This is a genomic window from Bacillus sp. MYb56 (genome assembly GCF_002976445.1).
GTDB classification, from domain to species: Bacteria; Bacillota; Bacilli; order Bacillales; family Bacillaceae_G; genus Bacillus_A; species Bacillus_A mycoides.
On the sequence record NZ_PCOH01000006.1, the window covers coordinates 133,301 to 156,109 of the forward strand.

A 22,809-nucleotide genomic window follows, 5' to 3' on the forward strand; every position below is an offset into this window, starting at 1 on the left:
AAGAGGTTTTACCTTATCAACATCCGTAACTTTTAATTCTCTTTCTAAATATGAAGCAAAAAGTTTTCAACATTCATCTGAAAGTTATTCATACAACAAAAAAACCGCCTAGCTATTGGAATTAAAATTTCAATCCAATAAATAGAAGGTTTTTAAATTAACCGCCAATTACCTATGTACTTTATTGCCTACATACGTAATTCGTTGGTTATTAATTTTTGTTATGAAATACGCTTAACGCCTTGATATTACAGCGTTTACGAAGCCTTATGTTCAAGTCTTAGCTTATCCGCAACCATTGCGATGAACTCGGAAGATATGGGGCTGTTACGCTCGTTTTATATGGTAAAAACGCATAAACAATACGTTTTCAAATTCAATATTTTGATACACACCCTTATAGTTTATTGGCATGTATTCATTAATTTGTTTCGTTGCACTCATTATATCATCACTCTAGTTTGTGAAACAAGAAGCAGTTTCCAAAATATGAACCTCAAAATGAAATCATAAAAAAACGGACGTTGAGATTCGTCCGCTTTGCATTTAAAATTTATTTTAATGTCATTTGTCGTTAGTTCGATAAAACGCAATATACGTTAATTTAAGGCGTTTGATGAAACATTAACCTCTCATCACAATTCTATTGATGATACTTTTAACATCGGTTGGAGTATCAGAACCCCAGTCGTCAACCCTACGACCACGCTTGTGTAGAATGACTATAGTATCATGAATCTGTAAATGATATTCCAATTGACCCAAAACATCTTTCGTTTCTGTAACAATCGGAGTGACTTCACCATTTAGTGCCTCGTTCAATTCTTCGATATACATATTTTTGAAACCTTCTAGCATGTCATCAGAAATTACTTCAGTAAGTTCATATGTTTTATCTCTGAACTCGTCAAAGTGTTCATTTTCCAAAAGGTCGAAAACTTCTTCACCATGTTCTTGATACATTTCTTTCACAACTTGAATTGCCGATTGTAAATACTCGTCAATCATATCATATGTTTCTTCATCTAATGTTACTGTCATCTTGCATTCCTCCACTTGTTTATAATTTTTCATTAGTAATTGGAGGTTTATGTAATTTGTCGAATATTGTCATATCCGATATGTTTCTATAGTATCAACAAATGTTAACCGTGTAAAGGGGAATTTTCTGAATATTAATATTCAAATACATTTTATGGAAAATAAAACCATCAGCTTTTTACTGGTGGTCTTTATTTCATCGTTACCTGAAAGCAATTCCTTTTGGTTGTTCGTCGACTATCTCTTGAAAAATTTCACGAGTTACAGTTGCGTATTCAACATCATTACCATTTTTAATGAGCGATTGCTCAACCACTTCTGGTAGATGTTGTATAATTCTTTCAATTTCTTGATGTGCTTCAGACATTGTTGCAAAAGTTTTTGTCTCTAATTCAATTAGTTCCCAGTCAATATTTTCTATAGCGAATGCTTCTACTAAATAAAAGCTTTGCATTTCTTCATGTTTAATTGAAATGCTTATTCCCATCATGTCTTCCCAAGTTTCCGTTGTTACGGATAATCCTATTTTGCCACAATCTTCGAAAATCCAGTAGTCAATGTTACCACGTTTTAATTGTCGTTCCAATTCCGTTAACATAACCAACTCTTTCATGTAATTTACCTTCAATGCAGATTCCAATGTTAAATTTTTCATAATAAAAATTCCTCCGTTATATTTATATAGTTTGTTTTTAAAATGTTATAAGTTTAATTTTGATTTAGTAACCGCCAACTTTGCGAGTCAGCGGTCATGTATTTTAGAAATCAGGTGCATCTTCATGTGCAATATCAATCATTGGTACTGGTGGTACTTCAGGCATCACCGTTAATTTTTCTGTTTTTTCAGTCTTTTTAACAGCTTTTCGTGTACGTTTTTTAGCAGGTTCTTTGGATTTTGCTTCTTTTTGTAATTCCGCAATTACCTCTTCACGGATTTTTTGTTTGTATCGTTCAGCGTTTTCTTCACGTTGTCGTTTCCACATTTCTTTCTGTTCCAACTTTTCCAGCACCAATTCATCAATGTTGTTGCAAATACGAATCATGTTATTTACGATTGTTTTTGCTCCCACACGTTTAATTTTATCAAGAACGACTATACCAATATGACGTCCATTTTCGTCACGTAATCCACTTCTGTAAAATTCTGTATCCAGTACAAATTGTCCATTTTCAATCCAGATTTGAAATGCAATTTCATCATTTACATCTACATATAAGGAAGCATTACGGCTACCACTTACAAGATATTTCATGTTTTCAAGTTCCAAGAAAAATGCCATTTCTTTAAATGCTTTCATTTGTCTTTCATATTTTCTTTCTAATTTTGCTTCCATCGTTTCTAAGTTTTTCATATTAATTTATCTCCATTTCATTTTTCATTTTATTTTTTGTGATTTCGTCTATCACACCACTATTATATTGATTGACTGCGTTATGTAAGGAAGCCAAATAGAATTTTCTTATTTTTATTTTCCCTTCATATAATGTATCGTTTGAATGCTTGTTTTTCTCTACACCGCTATTATATTGAGACGAATTTAATCGTAAAGTCGAAAATGCGGCGAAATTGTGAACAAACATGCACTATCCTCTGTGAGACAAGTTTCTTCATATATAAATAAAATACACAACAAAAACAGAACGTATATTCTATAAAATGTGATATAATGGAATAAATTAAATATTCATACATAGGAGGAATGTTATTTGACTGAAGAACAAGATATTTTTATATTATTGAAATGTGTAGAAAGCCAATATGCAGAAAGTATGTTAGATGGAAATTTTTATTTTTCTAGAAATAGACATTTTATAGATTTGGAAGAAAAGCAAAGTAATAAAGGTATTGGTGATAAACGAGAAGGGGTATGGAGTCGAATAATGAATCCACAAGAAGACCAAGTGTTTATCATTACTGAGGATGGAAGAGAATTGCCTCTTAACTTTGAAAAAGGTATTGTTCGTCACACACATAGTAATTTAAAAGACTGTCCAATATGCTGTTTTGTAATACTCTCTTTTAAAAATGATTTTGATATAGATGAAGAACAAAATAAACTGACCTTAAAGTCAGAAGTAGTAAAAAAATTTTCTGAACAATTTGCTGGTAGAGACTTAATTGTTTTTACAGATATGGATGAATTTATTGAAAGAATGGATGTTGCCTGTAAAGGAGAAAACTTAAGTAGGACTCGTGGGAAAGTTACATATTATGATGATGAAACCGAATCCCATCCACTACCATTAGAAGTAGTAGAATCAAATCCAGCAAGAAAGCTCCTTTATAAACGCAAATTCTTTGAATTCCAAAAAGAATTTCGTTATATTCTCAAAAAGCCTCAAGAGAACGACATACTATTAAATATAGGAAATATTAGAGATATAGCTTATAATCTTGGAGAAATAAAAGCGGGGAAAATCCAAATCAGTATACATTACAGCAAAGAAGAAAGTTTAGTATAATTTCAAATAAATAGCACTCCTACAGGAGTGCTTATTCAAATCCAATTTCTGTTTTACCATCTGATGTGAAGTATCTTATGGTTGTTTTGCCGTATTCTTGCAAGCCACTCTGCGCAACGGCGTCTTTTAACTTTGTTCTCGTTCTGTAGCCGAAATTTTCCCGTAGGCCTTCGTCTGCATTTGACAATGCTGTTTTGTCAACGAAAACATATAAGACATACAAGTTATTTTCTTTTTTTAATTCAACCGTTGTAACAGTATCGCCGAAATACTCTTTAATTTCCTTGGTTCTACGTTCAAAACTTTTCATCATTCGTGTTTGCTCATCTATTGGTTGTTCTGTTTTCGCTGTTGTTTGTTGTGCTTTCGGCTGCTCCTTTTGAACCGCTTCTTTTTCGCCGCAAGCCGCTAACATTGCAACCGATAAACCAACTGCTAATACTGATTTCTTCAACATTTTAATCCTCCTAATATAAATACCCAAATATTAGTATACTATGAAAATTCTTGCTGAATATGAAAAAGATGCCCATTAGGACATCTTTACTTCATATTCTTAATCATTTCTAAACGTTGTAGTCGTCGTTCCTCCCTTTCCTGTTCTTGCCTTATAGTTTCATCATCCTTATGAAACAAGTCGTCCCACACGGTCATAGCGAACATTAGCATCATTACTACTACGGAAACGAATAACAATATCGTTTGTACTTTCTCCGATATTAATATTTTCCTATTCCGTTTCATTGCCTATTGGGTATCCCTTGTATCTTTGATTATTTATTCGTGCAATACTTTTTCTTAATTCAACTGAGTCCTCAAAAGCGTAACATTGATACTTCCTGTTTTTCCTATTACGTGTCGTATATTCAAGGTCGAAACCCGCTTTTATTAAGTCCATGGCAAGCGTCTTTTTGTAAATCATCTTGATTCCCATGTATGTATCTTGATGCACATAAAATAATGTCGTTAGTGCTCCAATTGCTGATGATACGTTTTGTCTTTTCATTTTAAATAAATCTCCTAATTTATTCCATTTTATATATTATAATACATTTGTAATGATTCTTAAATAAAAATTATTAAAATTTCGTTGGCAGACCTTACAAAAAAAATTTCACACTATAATGACCGTGTAGAGAAAAACGACACGAAAAAAAATTTAAACAACTCGGACATTAAACGCCCAAGAGTTCGACAACTAGTATATAAGTGCTCGATTACTTGCCGTTTGATGTCCCACAAACAGAAAGGATATTTGAAATGAAAAGAAATTACATTACAGACATTATCACCAAAGAAAATGTGGAAGATATTTTACAACCAGGGTTCAGTCTAATCGCCTCACCTACAGGAACAGGCAAATCAACATTTATCATCAACGAATTAATCAAACCAATGTTTGAAAATACTAAACACGCATTTGGTTCTGGTAAGTATCATAATTACGCAAGCGCAAATTCATTATTATTATCTAATCGGACGGCAGTACGGATTAAGACTGAAGATGATGTAATACAACTTCGTAAGCAAATCGAAGCGTACGATTCCAAAAGCGTTGATGTAAGTAGTTATCAAAAGGTATCAACAACCAAAGACACAATCATGGCAATCGCCGAAGCGGACATTATCATATGCGATGAATCGCATTACTTTATTTCAGACGCATGGAATCTTACTACGGTATTAATCATGACAAAACTTATTGAAGTAGCGAAAACAAAGCCTGTCATCTTATTTACGGCAACACCACAATTAATTCTCGAGCATTTCAAATTTAGAAATATTAAACCGAGTCCATTCTTGGATTACCGCAAAGAATTGGGATGGGAACACAGGATGAATTTCATTTGTTCCAACAAACCATTGAAGGAAATCCTGAAGGACATTCCTAAAGATGAAAAATGGTTGGTATTTGTAGAAGATGTAAAGGCACGAGGAATGATTGCAAATTTATGTGAAGAGCTAAATGAAGAAGGATATGACGTAGAATACTATCATTCTATGTGGATTCAACCACGTGATGGTATATTCCGTGGCCTGAAAGATGAAGAGATGCAAGGGAAAATCGGATTGTTGGTACAGGATAAACGATTTGCAACTCAAGGAGCGATTGCAAATAAAGCGATTGATAACGGCATTGATTTAAAGGACAAGGACTTGAAACATATCATCCTTCTGAATCAATTCGACCATATACAAATTCAACAAATGGTAGGTCGCAAGCGTTTTGATGTAGACGACGAGAACGACAGATTAACAGTATGGTTCACAACTGAAAGTAAAAAGATTTTAAGCAACACATACAAAAAGTTAAATGATTCAATCGACATTTGCATTAAATACAACAATTATCATGATGAAATGTTTGATATGTTCAGAGATTCCACCATAAAGGAATTTGAAATGAATCAGGCATCATACACCGATGAAAAATTGGACGAGATAACATTGGAAAAAGTGTACAAAATGTTCTTGGCAAGATATGAAGACGAGGAAATGTACGAAAGGATAGCAAAGTTAAAATTGAATCGCCATTACTTACAAAACGAGCATTATGTGGGATTACTGATATTCCAAAGAAAGTACATCATTCCGTTACTGATGGAAGACCAATTTGACGCAACAGATGAAACAGGCGCATCCAAAACTGTTACGAAGAAAAATATTGTACGCAATTATCAATTACTCGTGCGGAAACTGTTCGACCGTCCATCAAAAATTGAATGGTCGAGTAGTTACGATAACAAGAAACAAGAGTTTACCAATCGTGTAGCAAATGAATTGCAACCGTATTTGGAATCTCTTGAAGGCGTACAACTTATGAATGACACAAGACGAGAGTTTGAGGAGAAAATCAGTTATCACTTTGGGGCATCGAAGAAAAGCAATCGACTGGCAAGTTTAAAGAACATTAACAAATTTATACAGGAGCATGATTTTGAAATTAACAAAACACGTAAAACGATTGGCGGAGAAAAAACAACAATCTGGACGATTGAAAAAATATAAATCACATCGGACACCAGACGGACAATAATTTACGACATTTTAATAAGTTGATTGAATTACGTCCGTTTACTGTCCGTAACAAAAATATGAAAATAAAAGGAGAAATTATAATGGAACATAATCATGGGTTTGGCGAACCATTAAAGGTTGGTTTTAAAACAAATTTAACAGTAGAGGCAAAGGTTGATTTAAATCCGATTAGGAGCATTTTTGAAGTATTAGGCATCCTAGCGAAATATCCGCAATTATTATTAAATCCAAGGATGACTTTATGCGAGGATGATTTCGTACAAACATTTCATCAAATGGTATTCAGCGCAATTAAAGATATTGTTTGTAAAGACAATTCGATTAAACGGTTAACGGAAGTTGATATTGATAATTATTTATCGACTGACAAAGAATTATATGAACTTTGGGAAGATTGTAACGGTATTTATTACATGGGAAATGCAATTGAATTGTCCAATAAACACACATTCAAAATACATTATCGTGAACTAAAGAAACATACGTTAATGCAACACTTTGCGTGCGCTGGCGTTGATATAAGAAGTGTGCATGATTACTTGCAAACCGATTTACCGTTATTATCAAGAAGTAATAAACGTGTTAGAGCTTTAACTTATGAAGAATTAGAAAGCGAATTGATACCGTTGGGAACAGGTAACAGTGATATGCAACAGTTACTATTAGACCAACAACAGTTGATAGATTCACATATATCCTTGTTGAGGAAGCGCAAACAAGAGTTGCAGTTATTGCAAGATAAATTAAAATGATTGGTGGATTACTATGGTTCCTCTTTCGTTCATATAGTATAAATCAAAAATACGGAAACTATAGAAATGTCAAGAATAGCAAAATATAAATAACAGCCCCCTGTCAAAAAAGAAAAAAACTAAGGGGAACGAAAGGACAGAAGGGTGCAGAGAAACTAAAAAATCGCCCCCCTTAATCAGAAAAATCGAGAAAATGACGTTTTTCAGACGTGAAAAATTGCGTAGAACCGCACCACTGATGGATTCCCATCCCCAACTTTAATAAAAAACATGCGATTTTCACGTCATTTTTATGTGGTTTTTATGCAGAAATCTATAGAAAATTGCGTGTTTTTTATTAAAAACCTACAACTTTTATATAAAAAACACTGCAAATTTTGCTATTACCACATGTACTTTCATAAGAAAAACAACAGTATTGTATAACTGTTGCTTTACCATTTTATTATTCTTCTGTGAAATATTCCAAATTCAACCTCTTTATTTCATATACCTTTGCAACCGATACTCCTAATCCAGTTTCAATCATATATTGGGCTAATTGTAGCCCATCAATTAATACAATTTTTTTATTTGGGAGTAATTTAGCAATATATCTCTGAGCATTTTCTACAAAAAAAGATGTTGTAATAAATACTCCCTTATCCCCTCCAACACCGTCTAGTGCACCAGAAAATCTTTGGAGTTCTCTTTCATTAATTGAAGTATCAGACCAACGTTTAGCTTGTACAAAAATTTTATTTAAACCTAATACATCAGAAATGATTCCATCAATTCCACCATCAGCAGTCCGCTTTGTTACTTGCTTATGAGGGCCGTATCCCAATCTTTCAAGTACTTCCAGAACAACATATTCAAACTTAAAGTAATCCATTTCTTTTAATTTCTCCAATAATTCTTCTGCCATGACTATATTCAGTTCTTTAAAAGCAAGTTCAACAATCTCATTGGGTGTATCTTCAATTTTTTCATAATTCTTTTCTAATACTGCAATTGAACTACTAACGCTATTATCCGATTTACTAATAAATTTCTTTCCACTTCTTTTTAAAAACTCTACATACTCAGGATACTGTTCTAAATGTATATCTTCAATTTCAGAAAAGTTTTGCTTCAACAATTTGTTTCCTTCTTGAGTAATTCTAAACTTCCCACGTCCTAATGACTCAATTAAACCTGCCATATTTAAATGTGTTTTTGCCCAATACACTCGGTCATATATTTTAGTTCTGTTAGTTTGAGGAAGTAGTTCATGCCGTTCTTCTTTAGTTAACTGAAAATAATCTACCAGCTCTACAACACATTCTTTCAATGTATGCACAATACCATCTTCAAGACTTTTTAATAATGGTAGTCGTACATCTTGATGTTTTGGAATACTCATTTACAACACCCTCTCAATATTTTTTATTATGTAATTGAGAACACATTGTGTAATTATAATCAGTATAGCCAAAACAACATTCAATTTATAATAAAAAAGCCCATTTATCCCACAAGACATATTTTTTATCTTGCTAGACAAATGGACACGGATAATAAAAAATTATTAACCTCTCAACTCTTGATATACATCGTCAACAAGTTCATCAATTAATAATTTTCGGAACTCTGGGTCTTCAATTACTTTTAAGAAGAAGTTATGATTTTTACCCATACGATTAACTGCAATATTAGTTACTATATCATCAACACTTAATTTAAAATTATCTTTTGTATTATTTTTAGCTTTTTGCTCCATATCAGTACTTTTCATACTATCAGCTTTGATTTGTTCATAACTTAGTCGGTCAGCATCTGTAAAATCTGTGCTGAACTTTTTGTTAAGCTTATCAATGATAGATGATAAAGTAACTTTTTCTTCTTCATTTGAAACAGACTTTCCGAATGAAGTTGGTGATAAATCAACTTCACCTTCTTTAGCTAGTGAAATACTTCCATCAAACGTTTTTTGATTACGATAGTATTCTAATGCTACATCATCCGCAATATTCACATTTTCCGAAACATTGCGTGGCAATTTACGAAGCAAGTAATTTAAGAAAACATATAACTTATGCAATTCAATATCAGCAAAAGGAGCGATTTGTAAAATAAAAGCATATGTACGAACAAATTTAGATGTTGCACCTTTAAATGTATCCTGTGTTTCTTGATTTAACTCATGATTAAAGCGTTGAACAGCTTTATCCAATATTGAATTTAATTTTTCTTGTCCGAGATGCGTTCTGTGACTGCCCTTAAATTCAATCTTGCTTACATCGTCAATTTCTTCATGTGTATATACCTGACACATATCTAGTTCTGTTTGCAAATCATATAAAATATTTGGGTCTGTTGTACTTTCTAATCCTGTCACTTCATAATATGGTTGGAATGCTTTTTGAATATCTTCAGCATCATTCACAAAGTCTAAAATAAAAGTATCATTTTTACCTTTGCATATTCTATTTAAGCGTGATAAAGTTTGAACAGCTTTTACCCCATCTAACTTCTTATCAACGTACATCGTATGTAATAGTGGTTCATCAAAACCTGTTTGATATTTTTCAGCAACGAGTAATACCTTGTATTCATCCGTATGAAATTTCTCTGGAAGCTCTTTTTCACCAATCCCATTCATGTAAGGTTCAGTATACTGTGTTCCATTATCATCAACGGTTCCTGAAAACGCTACAAGAGTTTTTAAATCCGTATATCCCTTTTCTTTAATATACTTATCAAAGGCCTGCTTATATCTAACCGCATGTAAGCGACTACCTGTTACAACCATTGCTTTCGCTCTGCCACCGATTTTATGTCGTGTGACTTGTCTAAAATGTTCTATTATAATTTCAGTTTTCTGTGCGATATTATGAGGATGTAACGATACAAATCGTGCAATTGCTTTTGTAGCCTTTTTACCACCTAACTCTGGGTCTTCTGAAACAGTCTTGGAAACTTTATAAAACGTTGAATATGTCATATAATTTTTCAATACATCTAGAATGAATCCTTCTTCAATTGCTTGTCGCATCGAATAAACATGATACGCTTTTGGTTTTCCATCCTTACCTCTCTCACCGAACATTTCCAATGTTTTCGCTTTTGGAGTAGCCGTAAATGCAAAGAATGATAAATTATCTTGTTTCCCACTTTTGATAATCGTTTCTAATATTTTTTCTTCAATTTCATCTATATTATCTTCTGTAACCTTATCGGCTTCCATTGCTTGTTCTAATGTTTGATTTGATAATATGTTTTTTAATGCTGTTGCTGATTTCCCAGTTTGAGATGAATGAGCTTCATCAATGATAACTGCATATTTTCCATCACCTAAATCACTTACCTTTTCCATAACAAACGGGAATTTTTGCAATGTCGTAATGATAATTCTAGTGCCATTTTGTAACGCTCGTGCTAATTGGTTTGAATCCTTATCGATTTTCTCTACAACACCTGCTCGATGTTCCAATTGATAAATAGCATCTTGTAGTTGTTTATCTAATACCCGTCTATCAGTAATAACAATTACACTATTAAATAATGCTTTTTCATCATCCCCTTGCAATTTCGCCAAACGGTGAGCCAACCATGAAATACTATTTGTTTTTCCACTCCCAGCCGAATGTTGAATCAAATAGTTTCGTCCTGCACCGTTCATTTTTGCATCTACTTCTAGTTTTCGCACAACATCTAATTGATGATAACGCGGGAAAATTAAACGCTCATCTTTTAAAACAATCTCACCCGTACTATCTTTTATTTCATCAACTTTTAAATACACAAAACGGAATAAAATATCTAGTAAACTATCTTTCTGTAATGTTTTATCCCAAAGATACGCTGTTTTATATGTACTTTCTTCACTCGGTTTGTTTCCTTTCCCACCATCATTGCCCTGGTTAAATGGTAAAAAGAATGTTTTATGACGGTTTAAACATGTTGTCATATAAACTTCATCAGTATCAACAGCAAAATAAACTATTGTACGTTTTTTGAATGAGAATAGTACTTCATTCGGATTTCTATCTTCCATAAACTGTCGCTTAGCATCATCAACTGTTTGACCTGTTAGATGATTTTTCAGTTCCATTACAACAATCGGCAATCCATTTAAGCAAATCATCATATCAACGCTATTTTGATTGTCTGAGCTATAGAACACTTGTCGGTATATAGTAAAAATATTTTTCCCATATAAATCTATAAGTGTTTGGTTCATATTACTAGACGGCCTATTATAGGCTAGTCGAAGTGTCACGCCCGTATCACGAATGCCATGACGAATGCAGTCAATCATACCACGAATGCTTAACTCACGATTTAAGCGATACATGATTTTCCTTCTATAATTCTCACCATGCGCTTTCTGTAATCGTGCTAATTCTTTAGGCTGCGATTCCTCAAGAAACTGAAAAAATACATCAACATCAATTGCAAACTCACGAAACTCATCAAGAGCTTTTCCATCAAGTTTCCGTTTAACAAATCCACTATCTATTAGACTTTCTTCAACGTTTCTCTCAAAACCTTTTTCACTATAATCAATTGCCATGTTTCACCCCTACCTTCTTATCAAAGAAACAAGGAAAAGGAGTTACACCTTTTCCACATTTGCATAATCATATACATCTAATTTACCCGTTACTACCTCTGCAATTAATGATTGCTTGTACTCATTCATTTTTCTGACTTGCTCTTTTATAAAATATACTGATTGAATCGTTACTTCATTTTGTCGATGAAGATAATTAGCAATATCTATTTGTTCATTTGTAGGTGGCATAGGAAATAATGCATTTCTAATACTATCCTTAGATAAACCATATCTTGTGACACCATTTGCACTTGAGTAGAATTGTTGTCTGATAAAATCTGACTTTAAACAGTACAATAGATACTTCCCAATCAACTTTTCTTGATTGGGTCTTATGTGGGATAAATGATATCCACATAGGACACCAGGTAAATCTTTTTCCACCCATGCAGGTACAGCAATATCAAATGGAGACTCCGAATCTTTAGTAATAATCACATCATTTTCTTTTAATGTAAACTTTTCAATTTGCTCTTTTTTAGCCGTGGCCTTCATAAACTCTATTTTTTTATTAATTACATCATTGTAATAAACATCAACATAATTACACAGCAAAATTTCTTCTTCATTTTCATGCAACTTTTTATCTACATTACTAGCCTGTACGAAAGCCATATTTTTCAACTTTCTTACTTCCCAATGCTCAGGAATGTCGCCTATCCATTCCACGCCAGAATCTTTCATTTTCACATTAGGATTTAATCCTTTTGTTACTACTTCTGTAATGATTGATTGATGCTGTTCTTGCAAAAGAGCTATTAATTTTTGTTTATAATGAATCAATGAATTTAGATTACGTAGTCTATCATCTAAAAAATTCGAAATACTAATTTGAGTATTTATAGGTGGTAATGGCATAGAAAAATCTAAAATATCTTTCAATGATAAACTTGCTTGATTAGCTGTACCGTGAGCATGCAAATCTAAATACTTTCTATATGGATTGCTAATTAAAAAATAGTATAAATAATCATTGTACACATCTTCTGATTTACATCTTAAAATAACAGCATTTTGGTTTAGTAAGGCTCCTTCATATTTCTTTTGTACCCTTCCAATCTGACCTACAGCGGAATTAACTACCTCAGGTTTACTACCTACTGTACTCATCAAGATATCATTTTCTTTCAAGCGAACATTTTCATAATCACTTACTAGCTCTTCATTAATAAATGTATTACATTCTTTTACTTCACCATTCTTTATATCTGTAGTTTTTATAATTGGAACACCATTATCTTCAAACAACTCAGATTTAAACGCATAACCCTTTACAGTACACACTAAATATTTCAACTTTTTAAGTGACCATTCATTAGGAATCTCACCAATCCAATCTATTGGTGAGATATCTTTTAGTTCTTTGAAAACCATTACACTATCACCTTCTTCAGTTGCTCAAAAATCATTTGTTCCAAGCTTTGTATTTCATGTACTATTTCACTTGATGAACGTAATGTTGTATATTCATAAAAATGTCTCGTAAATGGAATTTCATAACCAATCTTTGCTTTACTTTCATCTACCCAGCCTTCTGGAACATGAGGAAGAACTTCACGTTCCATATATAATTGAATATCTTCTTTTAATGGTACATTTTCTGTATCACGTAATTCCGTATCTGGCTCTTGCTTTCCTTTACTATCAAAACAAATATCTGCTGTTTTATCTTTTTCACCTAATGCTGTCAGTATTGCTTTTAATACAGGAGCTCCCATTTTTATTTTTTCTTCTTTAAATTTCTTTTTTAATAACTTTGTAAACTCTTCATGATTTTTATATACTATATCATCAATTAATGAAGTTAACACATCGATAATAACTTTCTGTGTTTTCTTTCCTTGCTCAATTTCTTGTTGTCCAGCTTCACTTTGTTTACGTGATGAGGCAAGATTTTGAAATGCTTTTTGCTCCCATAATTGTTCAATACGTCCTTGTGTAAATTGGAAGCTTAAACGTAGTGGACGCTCAACAACAATTTTTTTATATCCAAAATCCTCGTTATCAAATATCTTACAGTAGTCTCCTTCTTTATAACTTCCATAAATACGAATGATTTCGTCGATTTGTTCTTTTGAAATTTCATTACGTTTGCTTCCTAAACTTTTTCTCATACGCTGATAAAAATCAACAGCATTTACTAATTGAACCTTTCCTTTACGCTCAGGTGATTTTTTATTTGATAAAATCCAAATATATGTTGAAATTCCTGTGTTATAAAAAAGTTGTTCTGGCAGTCCAACTATACCTTCAACTAAATCATTTTCAAATAAATACTTACGAATATCACTTTCACCACTTCCAGCATCTCCTGTAAACATTGGAGAACCATTCATGATAATTGCAATACGTGAACCTTTTGGATTTTCTTCTGTAACTGGCTTCATCTTGGATACCAAGTGTTGTAAGAACAATAATTGTCCATCACTAATACGAGGTAATCCTGCACCAAATCGACCTAAATAACCTTTATTGTGTTCTGCTTTAACTGCTTTTTCTGCTGGTTTCCATTCAACCCCATAAGGTGGATTTGTTATCATATAATCGAAGTCATCATCCTTGAATTGGTCATCTGATAGTGTATTACCGAAGCGAATATTTGTAGCACTTTGTCCTTTAATCAAGATATCTGCTTTACAAATCGCATATGATTCTTCATTAATTTCCTGTGCAAAAAACTTAACATCTGCTGTTGGATTTAACTCTTGTATATATTCTTGTGCAACAGAACCCATCCCACCAGTTCCAGCGCAACAATCATAAATTGATTGAACGATTCCTGGTTTTATTAGTACATCTTCGTCTTCCATGAACAATAAGTTAATCATTAATTTAATGACTTCACGCGGTGTATAGTGGTCACCCGCTTCACCCTGTTCACTAAAACGACGAATCAGTTCCTCAAAGATATATCCCATTTCAATATTTGATACTTGACTTGGGTGTAAATCCAAACCTTTAAATGCTTGGATTACTAAAAATAATAATCCGTTACGTTCCATCTTCTCAATTTGTTTACCGAAATCAAAATACTCGATAATTTCATAAGCATCTTTAGAAAATCCATTGATGTAATCTTGTAAATTAGCATCAATACTATCAAAGTCAATTGTTATTAACTTTTCAAAGTCAAAGTTACTTACATTAATAAAACTTAATCCGAATTTAGATTGTAAAATTTTATTTCGTACATCTGGCGCTAATTCCTTATAATTTTGATATTCCTCCAGAATCATTTCTTTAACTGTTGGCTGTTCACTTTCATTCTTATTGCTTTTTTTACGCCAATTTTGTATTTTTTCTTTCCATTCTTGTTCTACTGCTTTTGTGGCATCACTGGGTATTTCAAATTGAACATCTAAAATACAGTCAAATCGACGTAACACACACAATGGTAGTACTACTTTCCCATATTCCTCTGGTTTGTATGGGCCTCGTAAAAGCTCCGCAATTGTCCATATAAAACTTACTTTATCTTGAAAATTTTTCAAAACTACTCGCTCCTCTATTATCATACATAATTAGATTTTAAATCTTAAGGTATAAGAAACGCAACATTTGTAGAAATTTAACTCATTACTTTAACGGTATAATTTTTAATTACACATAAAATGAAAATTTTATTAGGCATAAACTCTCATATAAAAAGAAAATTCTCATTTATCATCCTTATAAATGGAACTAAAACAAAATAATAATATTAAGAAAGGGGTGAAAAAACGTTTTCGTTCACCTTTTTATTTAACATTAATTCCTAAAAAAAACAAATTCCCTTTAACTTACAATCTTGTTCAGCTATGTTCCGTTAATTTGGTACGTGGGTATTTTTTTGTATACACCGCAAAGTCACGTCCAACTATGCCCTCGAATAGATATCTGAAACTGGGCACATCACCCCAGTTTTTGAAACATCTTATTCACGGACAGCAGACGGAAACTATTCGAGCAAAAGTTAATAAGTTATCGAAATCTATACCGTTTCGTGTCCGCTATCATTTAACCAATTATAAAACAATTGACTACGAGGATTATCATATATACGTGTTCCATTACGGAATGATATGTGATTGATTATGTTATTAATCGCTCCACGTATATATGAACCAATGTTATTAATGCCACTTTTATTTTTAACTTCATCAACCACCTTGAAGAACATTTTTTTGCCGATTCCATTTTTTTTCGCAAACACATATTCATCATGTATTACATCGTTTTGTATAACGCTATTGTTAACATTATTATTATTTAAAGTTTTTTGTTTATCGTTTTCTGTTTCTTTAGAAACAGTATTTTGATGTTCAGAAGGGTGTTCTACAGGTTGTTCATGTTGTGGTTCGTCGCATTGTTGCTCCACAATGTATACATTAGCGGATTGTTGCTCATTTTTTCGTTTGGCCTCATTGATTGATAATAGACCGATTTTCTCCATCAAGGCGAAAAATCTTCTAACAGTTGATAATGATATTTTCATATCAAATCGTTGTGCAAACATCTTTTGAAATGTGCCATATGCGATACTGAACACCCCACAACCTTTCTTTGCTAAGTCGGATATTAAGTACACACATCTAATCTGTAAATCACTGTATTCCCACATTTCGTGAGCCTTTTGAATGAATAACTTTGCATCATATTTCAATTTTGAATAACGTGTTAATTCTTCAGGCTTTCCATTTAATAACATGTTTCATTCTCCTTTTGATTCAAGGAAACAATCATGCTAAAATGAACATGACGAGTCCTTTGGGATTTGTTGTGTGAGAACGAGTGGTAGGATGGCCGTCCTATAATCCGCTCGTTTTTTATTTTTATCTAACTTTCCATTTCGCTAGTGGCGAATGTTCGTGATATTTCTTCGCTATTTCTTCTCGTGTTAAGTCCATATATGCCTGTTCCGTAACTTGTACTGATGAATGTCCCAAAATTCGTGATAACGTGTAAATATCTCCACCATTCATCAAATATTCTCGTGCGAAGTTATTTCTCAGTTGATGTGGGTGTACAGACACACCAGCTTTGTCACTAGCTTGTCTTAATTGTTTCTCAAAGGAATGTATTGTCAACTCAGTTCCTTTCGTTGTGGGGAATAATAACTCGGTTTCCGTGTATCTGTCTTTAAATTGCAAATAATGTTTCAATTCACGTGCTAGTGTCTGTGAAAAATATACATATCGCTCCTGTCTTGCTTTGGTGTGTTTCAACAAAATCATACGATGTTTGAAGTCTATGTCATCGACTTTAATTGCTAAAGTTTCTCCTATTCGGCACCCTGTGTCTTGTAGCAACAAAACAATTACTTTATTTCTATAACCGTGAAATTTTGTATAATCAAACACATCTAACAACTTTTGGAACTCTTGTTTTGTTATCGCCTTTTTCTGTTTGCGTTCCGTTTTTATCGTCGATATACCATCTACAGGATTTTTCCTTATTTCGCCTTCTTCATGCAGCCAATTGAAAAATACTTTAATATTTCGAATGTAGTTGTTAATGGTTACGTTACTAACGCTTTTTTTGTAGTCCATTCGGTTTTGTGGATGATTACTGTGAATTGAATCTTCACGACTTACCACCGTATATTTACCACGCTCTTGAACATAAGCAATATATTGTCGTATATGTCCCGCTTTTACATAGTTAACTTCCTCAAGGTCTTGTTCATTTTTTAACCATAATAGGAATAGTTTTAAGGTTTGCTCGTAAGATGAGATTGTTTTTGGTGATAGATTTTTGCTCTGACAATAAATTAAGAAGTCATTTAAATACCATTCCGTTTCCGATAACTTCATGAAATCACTCCTTTTCACAAATAAAAAATACCCAACGAATAAAAATCATTCATTGGGTATGTATCAAAATATTTATTGGATTGAAATCATGTTTATTGGCTTTTACCAATTACAAGATGAGCGTTACATCTTTGAATATACTAATCTCAGCTAGCCTTATGTTCAAGTCTTAGCTTATCCGCAACCATTGCGATGAACTCGGAATTCGTAGGTTTTGCTTTTGACATGGATACAGTATAACCAAATAAGGACGAAATAGAATCAATATTCCCACGGCTCCAAGCTACTTCAATTGCGTGACGGATTGCGCGCTCGACACGGCTTGCTGTTGTATTATATTTCTTTGCAATATCTGGATATAATACTTTCGTAATAGATCCTAGTAATTCGATATCATTGTACACCATAGAGATTGCTTCTCGTAAGTACATGTACCCTTTAATATGAGCGGGTACACCAATTTCATGAATGATACTTGTAATACTCGCATCTAAGTTTTTCGGTTTTCCATCTATCGTTGTTGCTGATCGGAAAGATGGTAATGGACGTTTAATAGTAGCACTTTCCTTACCACTAACTTGACGAATATGACTTGTTAAATTCTCCATATCAAATGGTTTTAATATGAAATATGATGCCCCTAAATCAACCGCTTTTTTCGTCACATCTTCTTGTCCGAATGCTGTCAACATAATAACGCTAGGTTGTCTTAACCTTTCAATATGTCGCATTTTCTCTAGCACAGCTAGACCATCTAAATGTGGCATAATAATGTCTAAAACGAGTATATCAGGCTGCTTTTCTTTCAATAAGTTTAAACATTCTTGACCATTGTAAGCAATTCCGATAACTTCCATATCATCTTGGGCAGCAACATAACTCTCTAGCATCGATACCAATTCTTTATTATCATCCACAAGACATACTTTAATTTTCTCCACAGTTTTTCCTCCCTTACCGAATCGATTCTTCCGACATGTGTAAGCTTCTAGGCTACATGAATTGTTCGACAATTGTGTGAAAATTCCCTTTAAAGTTTCTTACTTTCCGATAAAATCACAAAAAAATATGTTTATCGTTCATTTTTTTACTTTCGCAACACATTCCATCATAGAATTACAGCGAAACGTTCAACCCTTTGCTTATATCTTACAACAAAAAACAGCTCTTGCGGAGCTTTTACAAAATTTCAACGAATTTTTCAAAAGAAAAGCGAGCTAATATGTATTAGCTCGCTTTTTTCTCTTGATCATAAATATTAATTCCAGCCTCATGTAACATCCATTCAATATGAACACCGTATCCTGACGTTGGATCATTTACAAATACATGTGTAACCGCACCAATTACTTTCCCATTTTGTACAATCGGACTTCCACTCATTCCTTGTACAATACCACCCGTTTTTGCTAGTAAACGTTTATCTGTCACTTTTATAACCATACCTTTTGTAGCCGGGAACTTTTGTGGTACCGTACTAACAACTTCAATATCAAACGCTTCCACCTTATCTTGATCAATAACTGTTAATATTTTCGCTGGCCCTTCTTTTACTTGATGGGATAATGCGATAGGCATTGCTTTATCCATTATGCCGTTTGTCATATCTGTGTTTAATTTCCCAAAAATACCATACGGGCTATTTATTGTAATATTACCAATCACTTCACGATCCGGTGAAAATCTTGCTAATTTTTCTCCCGGGTTCCCGTGACTTCCTCTTTCAATAGACGTTACTGTCGAACGCATAATTTGTCCATCTTCTACTTGAATTGGCTTTTTTGTATCATTATCGGAAATTACATGACCAAGCGCTCCATATTTCATAGAATCTGGATGTACAAATGTCATCGTTCCGATACCAGCTGCTGAATCACGAATATACAGTCCAATTCGGTAAGAGGATTCACCATTGTCTTTTTGTGGTGTTAGCTTAGCACGAATATATTTTCCATCTCTTAATAAAACAAGATTAAGCGGTTCACCTGTTTCTCCACTATTATGAATAAATGGTGCTACATCACTCATTCTTTCAATTGTTTTACCATTGATTTCAGTAATCATATCTCCAATCTGTACACCAGCTGTTTCACCAGGAGATACTTTACCCTTTTCAGTTTGAATTAAATGATGGCCTACAACAAGTACACCTTTTGTGTTCAATTTTACACCAATCGATTGTCCACCTGGAATAACTTTAAAATCTTTTAATACTTTCACATTTACTTTTTTCACTGGAAATCCAGCAAGTTGAAACACCATATCAGCTTCACCATTTTGGTGAGAATTTACCATAAGTTCTTGTTCATTTGAACTTACAGTAAACACATTACGATTTGTAGATGCAGCCTTAAAAACTGGTAATGATGCTATTTCTGATTGTTGTCCTTCAAAAACAACAAGTTGCTTCGGAGATGAAATAAACGTTCGAAGCGGTTTAAAACATCCAATAAAAACTAGAGAAACAAGGAGACAAAGACCTATTATTTTTCGAAATCTTTCTAATTTCAATTTGTTCACTCTCCTCGCTCCTACCCCACATTCAGCCTCTTGGCTTCACTTTTTAATCTCTCCTTGCAGCGCTTTATTTATAACCGGAAGAATTAAGAAATCGTCATTTGAGAAAAAAAAGCTATCCATTACTGGATAGCCTCTGCTGTCTGTTTGAAATGATGCGCTTGCGTAAGTAACTCTTTCGCATGCTCTGTCGTTAAATCTGTAATTTCAACACCAGAAATCATTCGAGCAATTTCTGTTACTTTTTCATCCGTACTTAACACAGTAACCGATGTAATCGTACGATCATTCGCCACTTGTTTTCTAATAAATAAATGAGAGTCCGCCATTGAAGCTACTTGAGGTAAGTGCGTAATACAAAGTACTTGCGAGTTTACTGATACACGATAAATTTTTTCCGCAATAGCCTGTGCAACCCGACCACTCACACCCGTATCCACTTCATCAAAAATAACAGATGCAACACCTTGATGCTTAGAAAAAATGCTTTTTAAAGCTAAAATAATACGAGATAACTCTCCGCCAGAAGCGACCTTTGAAAGTGGCTTTAACGGTTCACCCGGATTCGTTGAAATATAAAATTCCACATGATCGTAGCCATCCGCCGTAAGTTTTACCGGTGTTCCTTCCACGAGAGGTTCTTCTACATTTCCTACCCTCTTCATAATTCTCACTTCAAATTTCGTTTTTTCCATATATAGTTCTTTTAATTCTTGATGAATAGCGCTTGTAAGATGATCTGCAAGCTCATGACGCATAGTACTTAACAACGTTGCTTCTTTTACAATAACACCTTCTAATTTCGTTAACTGCTTTCTCGTCGTTTCAATATGTACGTCTTTATTTTCAATCGTAAAAATTTCTTGTTCAATTTTATCAGCATACGCTAAAATCTCTTCTACAGTATTTCCATACTTTCTCTTTAACATACGGATTTCATTCAAACGTGTTTCAATTTCATCTAGACGTTTCGGATCATATTCCATCATATCTAATTTTTCTCTAAGCTGGTATGCAACTTCTTCTAATAAGTAATAACTATTCGCAATAGAATCATGATTTTCTTGATACGCTTCATCTAAGTGCGTAATACTCTCCATTTGTCCCATTGCATTTCTTACGTGATCCAATCCCTGTCCGTCTCCACTTAACGAACGATACGCATCTCCTAATGCTTTATAAATCTTTTCAAAATTGGAGATTTTTAATCGTTCCTCAGTCAATTCATATTCTTCATCCATTTTTAAATCCGCCTTACGAATTTCTTCATGTTGGAATTGAATTAAATCTAGACGATGGGCCATTTGTTGTTCATTTTCACTTAAAGATTTCAGCTGTTTTTTTAACTTCTCATAGTCTGTATATACATTTTGATATATGCCCAATTGTTTAACAATGCGATTTCCATCAAAATGATCAAGCATAAACATATGACGCTCTTCATTCATTAAATCTTGTGTTTCATGCTGTCCATGAATATCAACTAGCGTTTTTCCAATCTCTTTTAATATGCTGAGTGTAACAAGTTTCCCATTTACACGACAGACACTTTTTCCGTTCGCAGCGATGTCACGCTTCAAAATAATCATGCCATCTTCTATTTCTATATCTAACTCTTCTGCCTTTGCGATACATGGATGCTTGTCATCTTCTACATAGAATAAGCCTTCTATCTCAGCCTTTTCTGTTCCATATCGAACAAATTCTGCTGAACCACGGCCACCAACAAGCAAACTAATTGCATCAATAATAATGGATTTTCCAGCTCCTGTTTCACCACTTAAAACGGTTAAACCTTTTTGAAAAGAAATATTTAATGCCTCAATAATAGCAAAGTTTCTGATCGATAATTCCGATAACAATGCCCCATTCACCTCGTTATAAACTAATCCCCTATTAAGGGCTTTTCTCAGTATTCTTCATTCAAATAGTTATACTATATGTTTGTATGTATAAATTACTCTTCTAACCCGCTCCATTGTACCAAACATTCGTTTTACGGGTCAATCCACCTATTTTCTAACTTCATTCAAAAAAAATAATGTATTGTATTTGAAAATCCGTATTTTTCGCCAATAAAAATATCTTGTTTACTTTCCACTTTACAGAGGAAAGTAAACAAGATTTTTCTGTTAAAGCATATTTAAGAAACGATCAGAGACAACACCTGTATCTTCAGGTGTACGGCAAATAATTAAGCAAGTATCATCACCACAAATGGTTCCGACGATCTCATCCCACTCTAAATGATCAATGAGTGCCCCAAGTGAATGAGCGTTACCAGGCAATGTTTTTAGCACAAGCATATGTCCTGCCGTGTCTAATTTTACAAATGAATCCACTAGATTTCGTTTTAATTTTTGCAACGGATTAAATCGTTGATCTGCTGGCAAGCTATATTTATAGCGGCCATCATGTAATGGCACCTTCACTAAGTGCAGTTCTTTAATATCGCGCGATACTGTTGCTTGCGTTACATTAAACCCCACATTACGTAAAATATCAACTAGTTCATCTTGTGTTTCAATTTCTTTGTTAGCAATAATTTCCCTGATTTTAATATGGCGCTGACCTTTATTCATACATTTGCACCTCACACTATCTCTTACCATAGTTTAAACATTGG

Annotated in this window: 19 protein-coding genes; 3 read left to right on the top strand and 16 right to left on the bottom strand. The window is 33.4% G+C overall.

All coding sequences use genetic code 11. The features are described 5' to 3' along the window. Window positions 1-624: 624 nt before the first annotated feature. The 3 genes from CQ058_RS10235 to CQ058_RS10245 form a co-directional block, all read right to left on the bottom strand. The gene (locus CQ058_RS10235) at window positions 625-1,041 is read right to left on the bottom strand and encodes a hypothetical protein (RefSeq protein WP_105589673.1); all 417 of its coding nucleotides are present in this window, start codon (window positions 1,039-1,041) and stop codon (window positions 625-627) included. A 202-nt stretch (window positions 1,042-1,243) separates the two neighbouring features. Beyond that, window positions 1,244-1,696, bottom strand: coding sequence for a hypothetical protein (locus CQ058_RS10240; RefSeq protein WP_105589674.1), 453 nt, complete (start codon window positions 1,694-1,696; stop codon window positions 1,244-1,246). Between the two features lie 103 nt (window positions 1,697-1,799). Beyond that, complete coding sequence (locus CQ058_RS10245) at window positions 1,800-2,393, bottom strand: hypothetical protein (RefSeq protein ID WP_105589675.1); 594 nt, start codon at window positions 2,391-2,393, stop codon at window positions 1,800-1,802. A gap of 355 nt (window positions 2,394-2,748) precedes the next feature. Here CQ058_RS10245 and CQ058_RS10255 point away from each other — a divergent pair, with 355 nt between their 5' ends. Further along, complete coding sequence (locus CQ058_RS10255) at window positions 2,749-3,504, top strand: hypothetical protein (protein ID WP_105589677.1); 756 nt, start codon at window positions 2,749-2,751, stop codon at window positions 3,502-3,504. Between the two features lie 31 nt (window positions 3,505-3,535). Here CQ058_RS10255 and CQ058_RS10260 read toward each other — a convergent pair whose 3' ends face one another. From CQ058_RS10260 to CQ058_RS10270, 3 genes are all read right to left on the bottom strand, one after another. After that, entirely contained in the window at window positions 3,536-3,961 is a 426-nt protein-coding gene (locus tag CQ058_RS10260) for a hypothetical protein (RefSeq protein ID WP_105589678.1), read from the bottom strand. Window positions 3,962-4,047: 86 nt separating this feature from the next. Further along, window positions 4,048-4,248 (bottom strand): hypothetical protein, encoded by a 201-nt coding sequence (locus CQ058_RS32865; RefSeq protein ID WP_105589679.1) that lies wholly within the window; start codon window positions 4,246-4,248, stop codon window positions 4,048-4,050. Continuing rightward, window positions 4,235-4,510: a hypothetical protein gene (locus CQ058_RS10270; protein WP_258169457.1), complete on the bottom strand. Its 276-nt coding sequence runs from the start codon at window positions 4,508-4,510 to the stop codon at window positions 4,235-4,237. The genes CQ058_RS32865 and CQ058_RS10270 overlap by 14 nt, the downstream gene beginning before the upstream one ends. Window positions 4,511-4,764: 254 nt before the next feature. Between CQ058_RS10270 and CQ058_RS10275 the strand changes: the two genes are divergently transcribed. After that, window positions 4,765-6,513 carry a DEAD/DEAH box helicase family protein gene (locus CQ058_RS10275; protein ID WP_105589703.1) on the top strand — a complete coding sequence of 583 codons (1,749 nt, stop codon included), beginning with the start codon at window positions 4,765-4,767 and terminating at the stop codon, window positions 6,511-6,513. Window positions 6,514-6,623: 110 nt separating this feature from the next. Then, entirely contained in the window at window positions 6,624-7,295 is a 672-nt protein-coding gene (locus tag CQ058_RS10280) for a DnaB-like helicase N-terminal domain-containing protein (protein ID WP_105589680.1), read from the top strand. Window positions 7,296-7,740: 445 nt separating this feature from the next. Here the strand turns inward: CQ058_RS10280 and CQ058_RS10285 are convergent, their stop codons facing one another. From CQ058_RS10285 to argR, 10 genes are all read right to left on the bottom strand, one after another. After that, window positions 7,741-8,679, bottom strand: coding sequence for a restriction endonuclease (locus tag CQ058_RS10285; RefSeq protein ID WP_105589681.1), 939 nt, complete (start codon window positions 8,677-8,679; stop codon window positions 7,741-7,743). 165 nt (window positions 8,680-8,844) lie between these two features. Next, entirely contained in the window at window positions 8,845-11,832 is a 2,988-nt protein-coding gene (locus CQ058_RS10290; RefSeq protein ID WP_105589682.1) for a type I restriction endonuclease subunit R, read from the bottom strand. Between the two features lie 42 nt (window positions 11,833-11,874). Then, a complete protein-coding gene (locus CQ058_RS10295; protein WP_105589683.1) occupies window positions 11,875-13,248 on the bottom strand; it encodes a restriction endonuclease subunit S in 1,374 nt (457 codons plus the stop codon). Next, window positions 13,248-15,365 carry a type I restriction-modification system subunit M gene (locus tag CQ058_RS10300; protein WP_219845057.1) on the bottom strand — a complete coding sequence of 706 codons (2,118 nt, stop codon included), beginning with the start codon at window positions 15,363-15,365 and terminating at the stop codon, window positions 13,248-13,250. Before CQ058_RS10300 ends, CQ058_RS10295 begins: the two co-directional genes overlap by 1 nt. 479 nt (window positions 15,366-15,844) lie before the next feature. Continuing rightward, window positions 15,845-16,561, bottom strand: coding sequence for a hypothetical protein (locus CQ058_RS10305; protein ID WP_105589685.1), 717 nt, complete (start codon window positions 16,559-16,561; stop codon window positions 15,845-15,847). 124 nt (window positions 16,562-16,685) lie between these two features. After that, window positions 16,686-17,666, bottom strand: coding sequence for a tyrosine-type recombinase/integrase (locus CQ058_RS10310; protein WP_105589686.1), 981 nt, complete (start codon window positions 17,664-17,666; stop codon window positions 16,686-16,688). A gap of 146 nt (window positions 17,667-17,812) precedes the next feature. Further along, a complete protein-coding gene (gene spo0A / locus CQ058_RS10315) occupies window positions 17,813-18,607 on the bottom strand; it encodes a sporulation transcription factor Spo0A (protein WP_002015081.1) in 795 nt (264 codons plus the stop codon). A 286-nt stretch (window positions 18,608-18,893) separates the two neighbouring features. Continuing rightward, the gene (spoIVB, locus tag CQ058_RS10325; protein ID WP_002015079.1) at window positions 18,894-20,186 is read right to left on the bottom strand and encodes a SpoIVB peptidase; all 1,293 of its coding nucleotides are present in this window, start codon (window positions 20,184-20,186) and stop codon (window positions 18,894-18,896) included. A 119-nt stretch (window positions 20,187-20,305) separates the two neighbouring features. After that, entirely contained in the window at window positions 20,306-22,045 is a 1,740-nt protein-coding gene (recN, locus tag CQ058_RS10330) for a DNA repair protein RecN (RefSeq protein WP_002088564.1), read from the bottom strand. Window positions 22,046-22,315: 270 nt separating this feature from the next. Further along, the gene (argR, locus tag CQ058_RS10335; RefSeq protein WP_002015076.1) at window positions 22,316-22,765 is read right to left on the bottom strand and encodes an arginine repressor ArgR; all 450 of its coding nucleotides are present in this window, start codon (window positions 22,763-22,765) and stop codon (window positions 22,316-22,318) included. Window positions 22,766-22,809: the final 44 nt, after the last annotated feature.

Bases quoted from the DNA above. Each gene is read 5' to 3' on its own strand.
- CQ058_RS10240 (WP_105589674.1), bottom strand. From the start codon at position 1,696: ATGAAAAATTTAACATTGGAATCTGCATTGAAGGTAAATTACATGAAA.
- CQ058_RS10310 (WP_105589686.1), bottom strand. From the start codon at position 17,666: ATGAAGTTATCGGAAACGGAATGGTATTTAAATGACTTCTTAATTTAT.
- CQ058_RS10290 (WP_105589682.1), bottom strand. From the start codon at position 11,832: ATGGCAATTGATTATAGTGAAAAAGGTTTTGAGAGAAACGTTGAAGAA.
- CQ058_RS10270 (WP_258169457.1), bottom strand. From the start codon at position 4,510: ATGAAAAGACAAAACGTATCATCAGCAATTGGAGCACTAACGACATTA.
- CQ058_RS10275 (WP_105589703.1), top strand. From the start codon at position 4,765: ATGAAAAGAAATTACATTACAGACATTATCACCAAAGAAAATGTGGAA.
- CQ058_RS10280 (WP_105589680.1), top strand. From the start codon at position 6,624: ATGGAACATAATCATGGGTTTGGCGAACCATTAAAGGTTGGTTTTAAA.
- CQ058_RS10295 (WP_105589683.1), bottom strand. From the start codon at position 13,248: ATGGTTTTCAAAGAACTAAAAGATATCTCACCAATAGATTGGATTGGT.
- CQ058_RS32865 (WP_105589679.1), bottom strand. From the start codon at position 4,248: ATGAAACGGAATAGGAAAATATTAATATCGGAGAAAGTACAAACGATA.
- CQ058_RS10235 (WP_105589673.1), bottom strand. From the start codon at position 1,041: ATGACAGTAACATTAGATGAAGAAACATATGATATGATTGACGAGTAT.
- argR (WP_002015076.1), bottom strand. From the start codon at position 22,765: ATGAATAAAGGTCAGCGCCATATTAAAATCAGGGAAATTATTGCTAAC.
- CQ058_RS10260 (WP_105589678.1), bottom strand. From the start codon at position 3,961: ATGTTGAAGAAATCAGTATTAGCAGTTGGTTTATCGGTTGCAATGTTA.
- CQ058_RS10285 (WP_105589681.1), bottom strand. From the start codon at position 8,679: ATGAGTATTCCAAAACATCAAGATGTACGACTACCATTATTAAAAAGT.
- CQ058_RS10305 (WP_105589685.1), bottom strand. From the start codon at position 16,561: ATGTTATTAAATGGAAAGCCTGAAGAATTAACACGTTATTCAAAATTG.
- CQ058_RS10245 (WP_105589675.1), bottom strand. From the start codon at position 2,393: ATGAAAAACTTAGAAACGATGGAAGCAAAATTAGAAAGAAAATATGAA.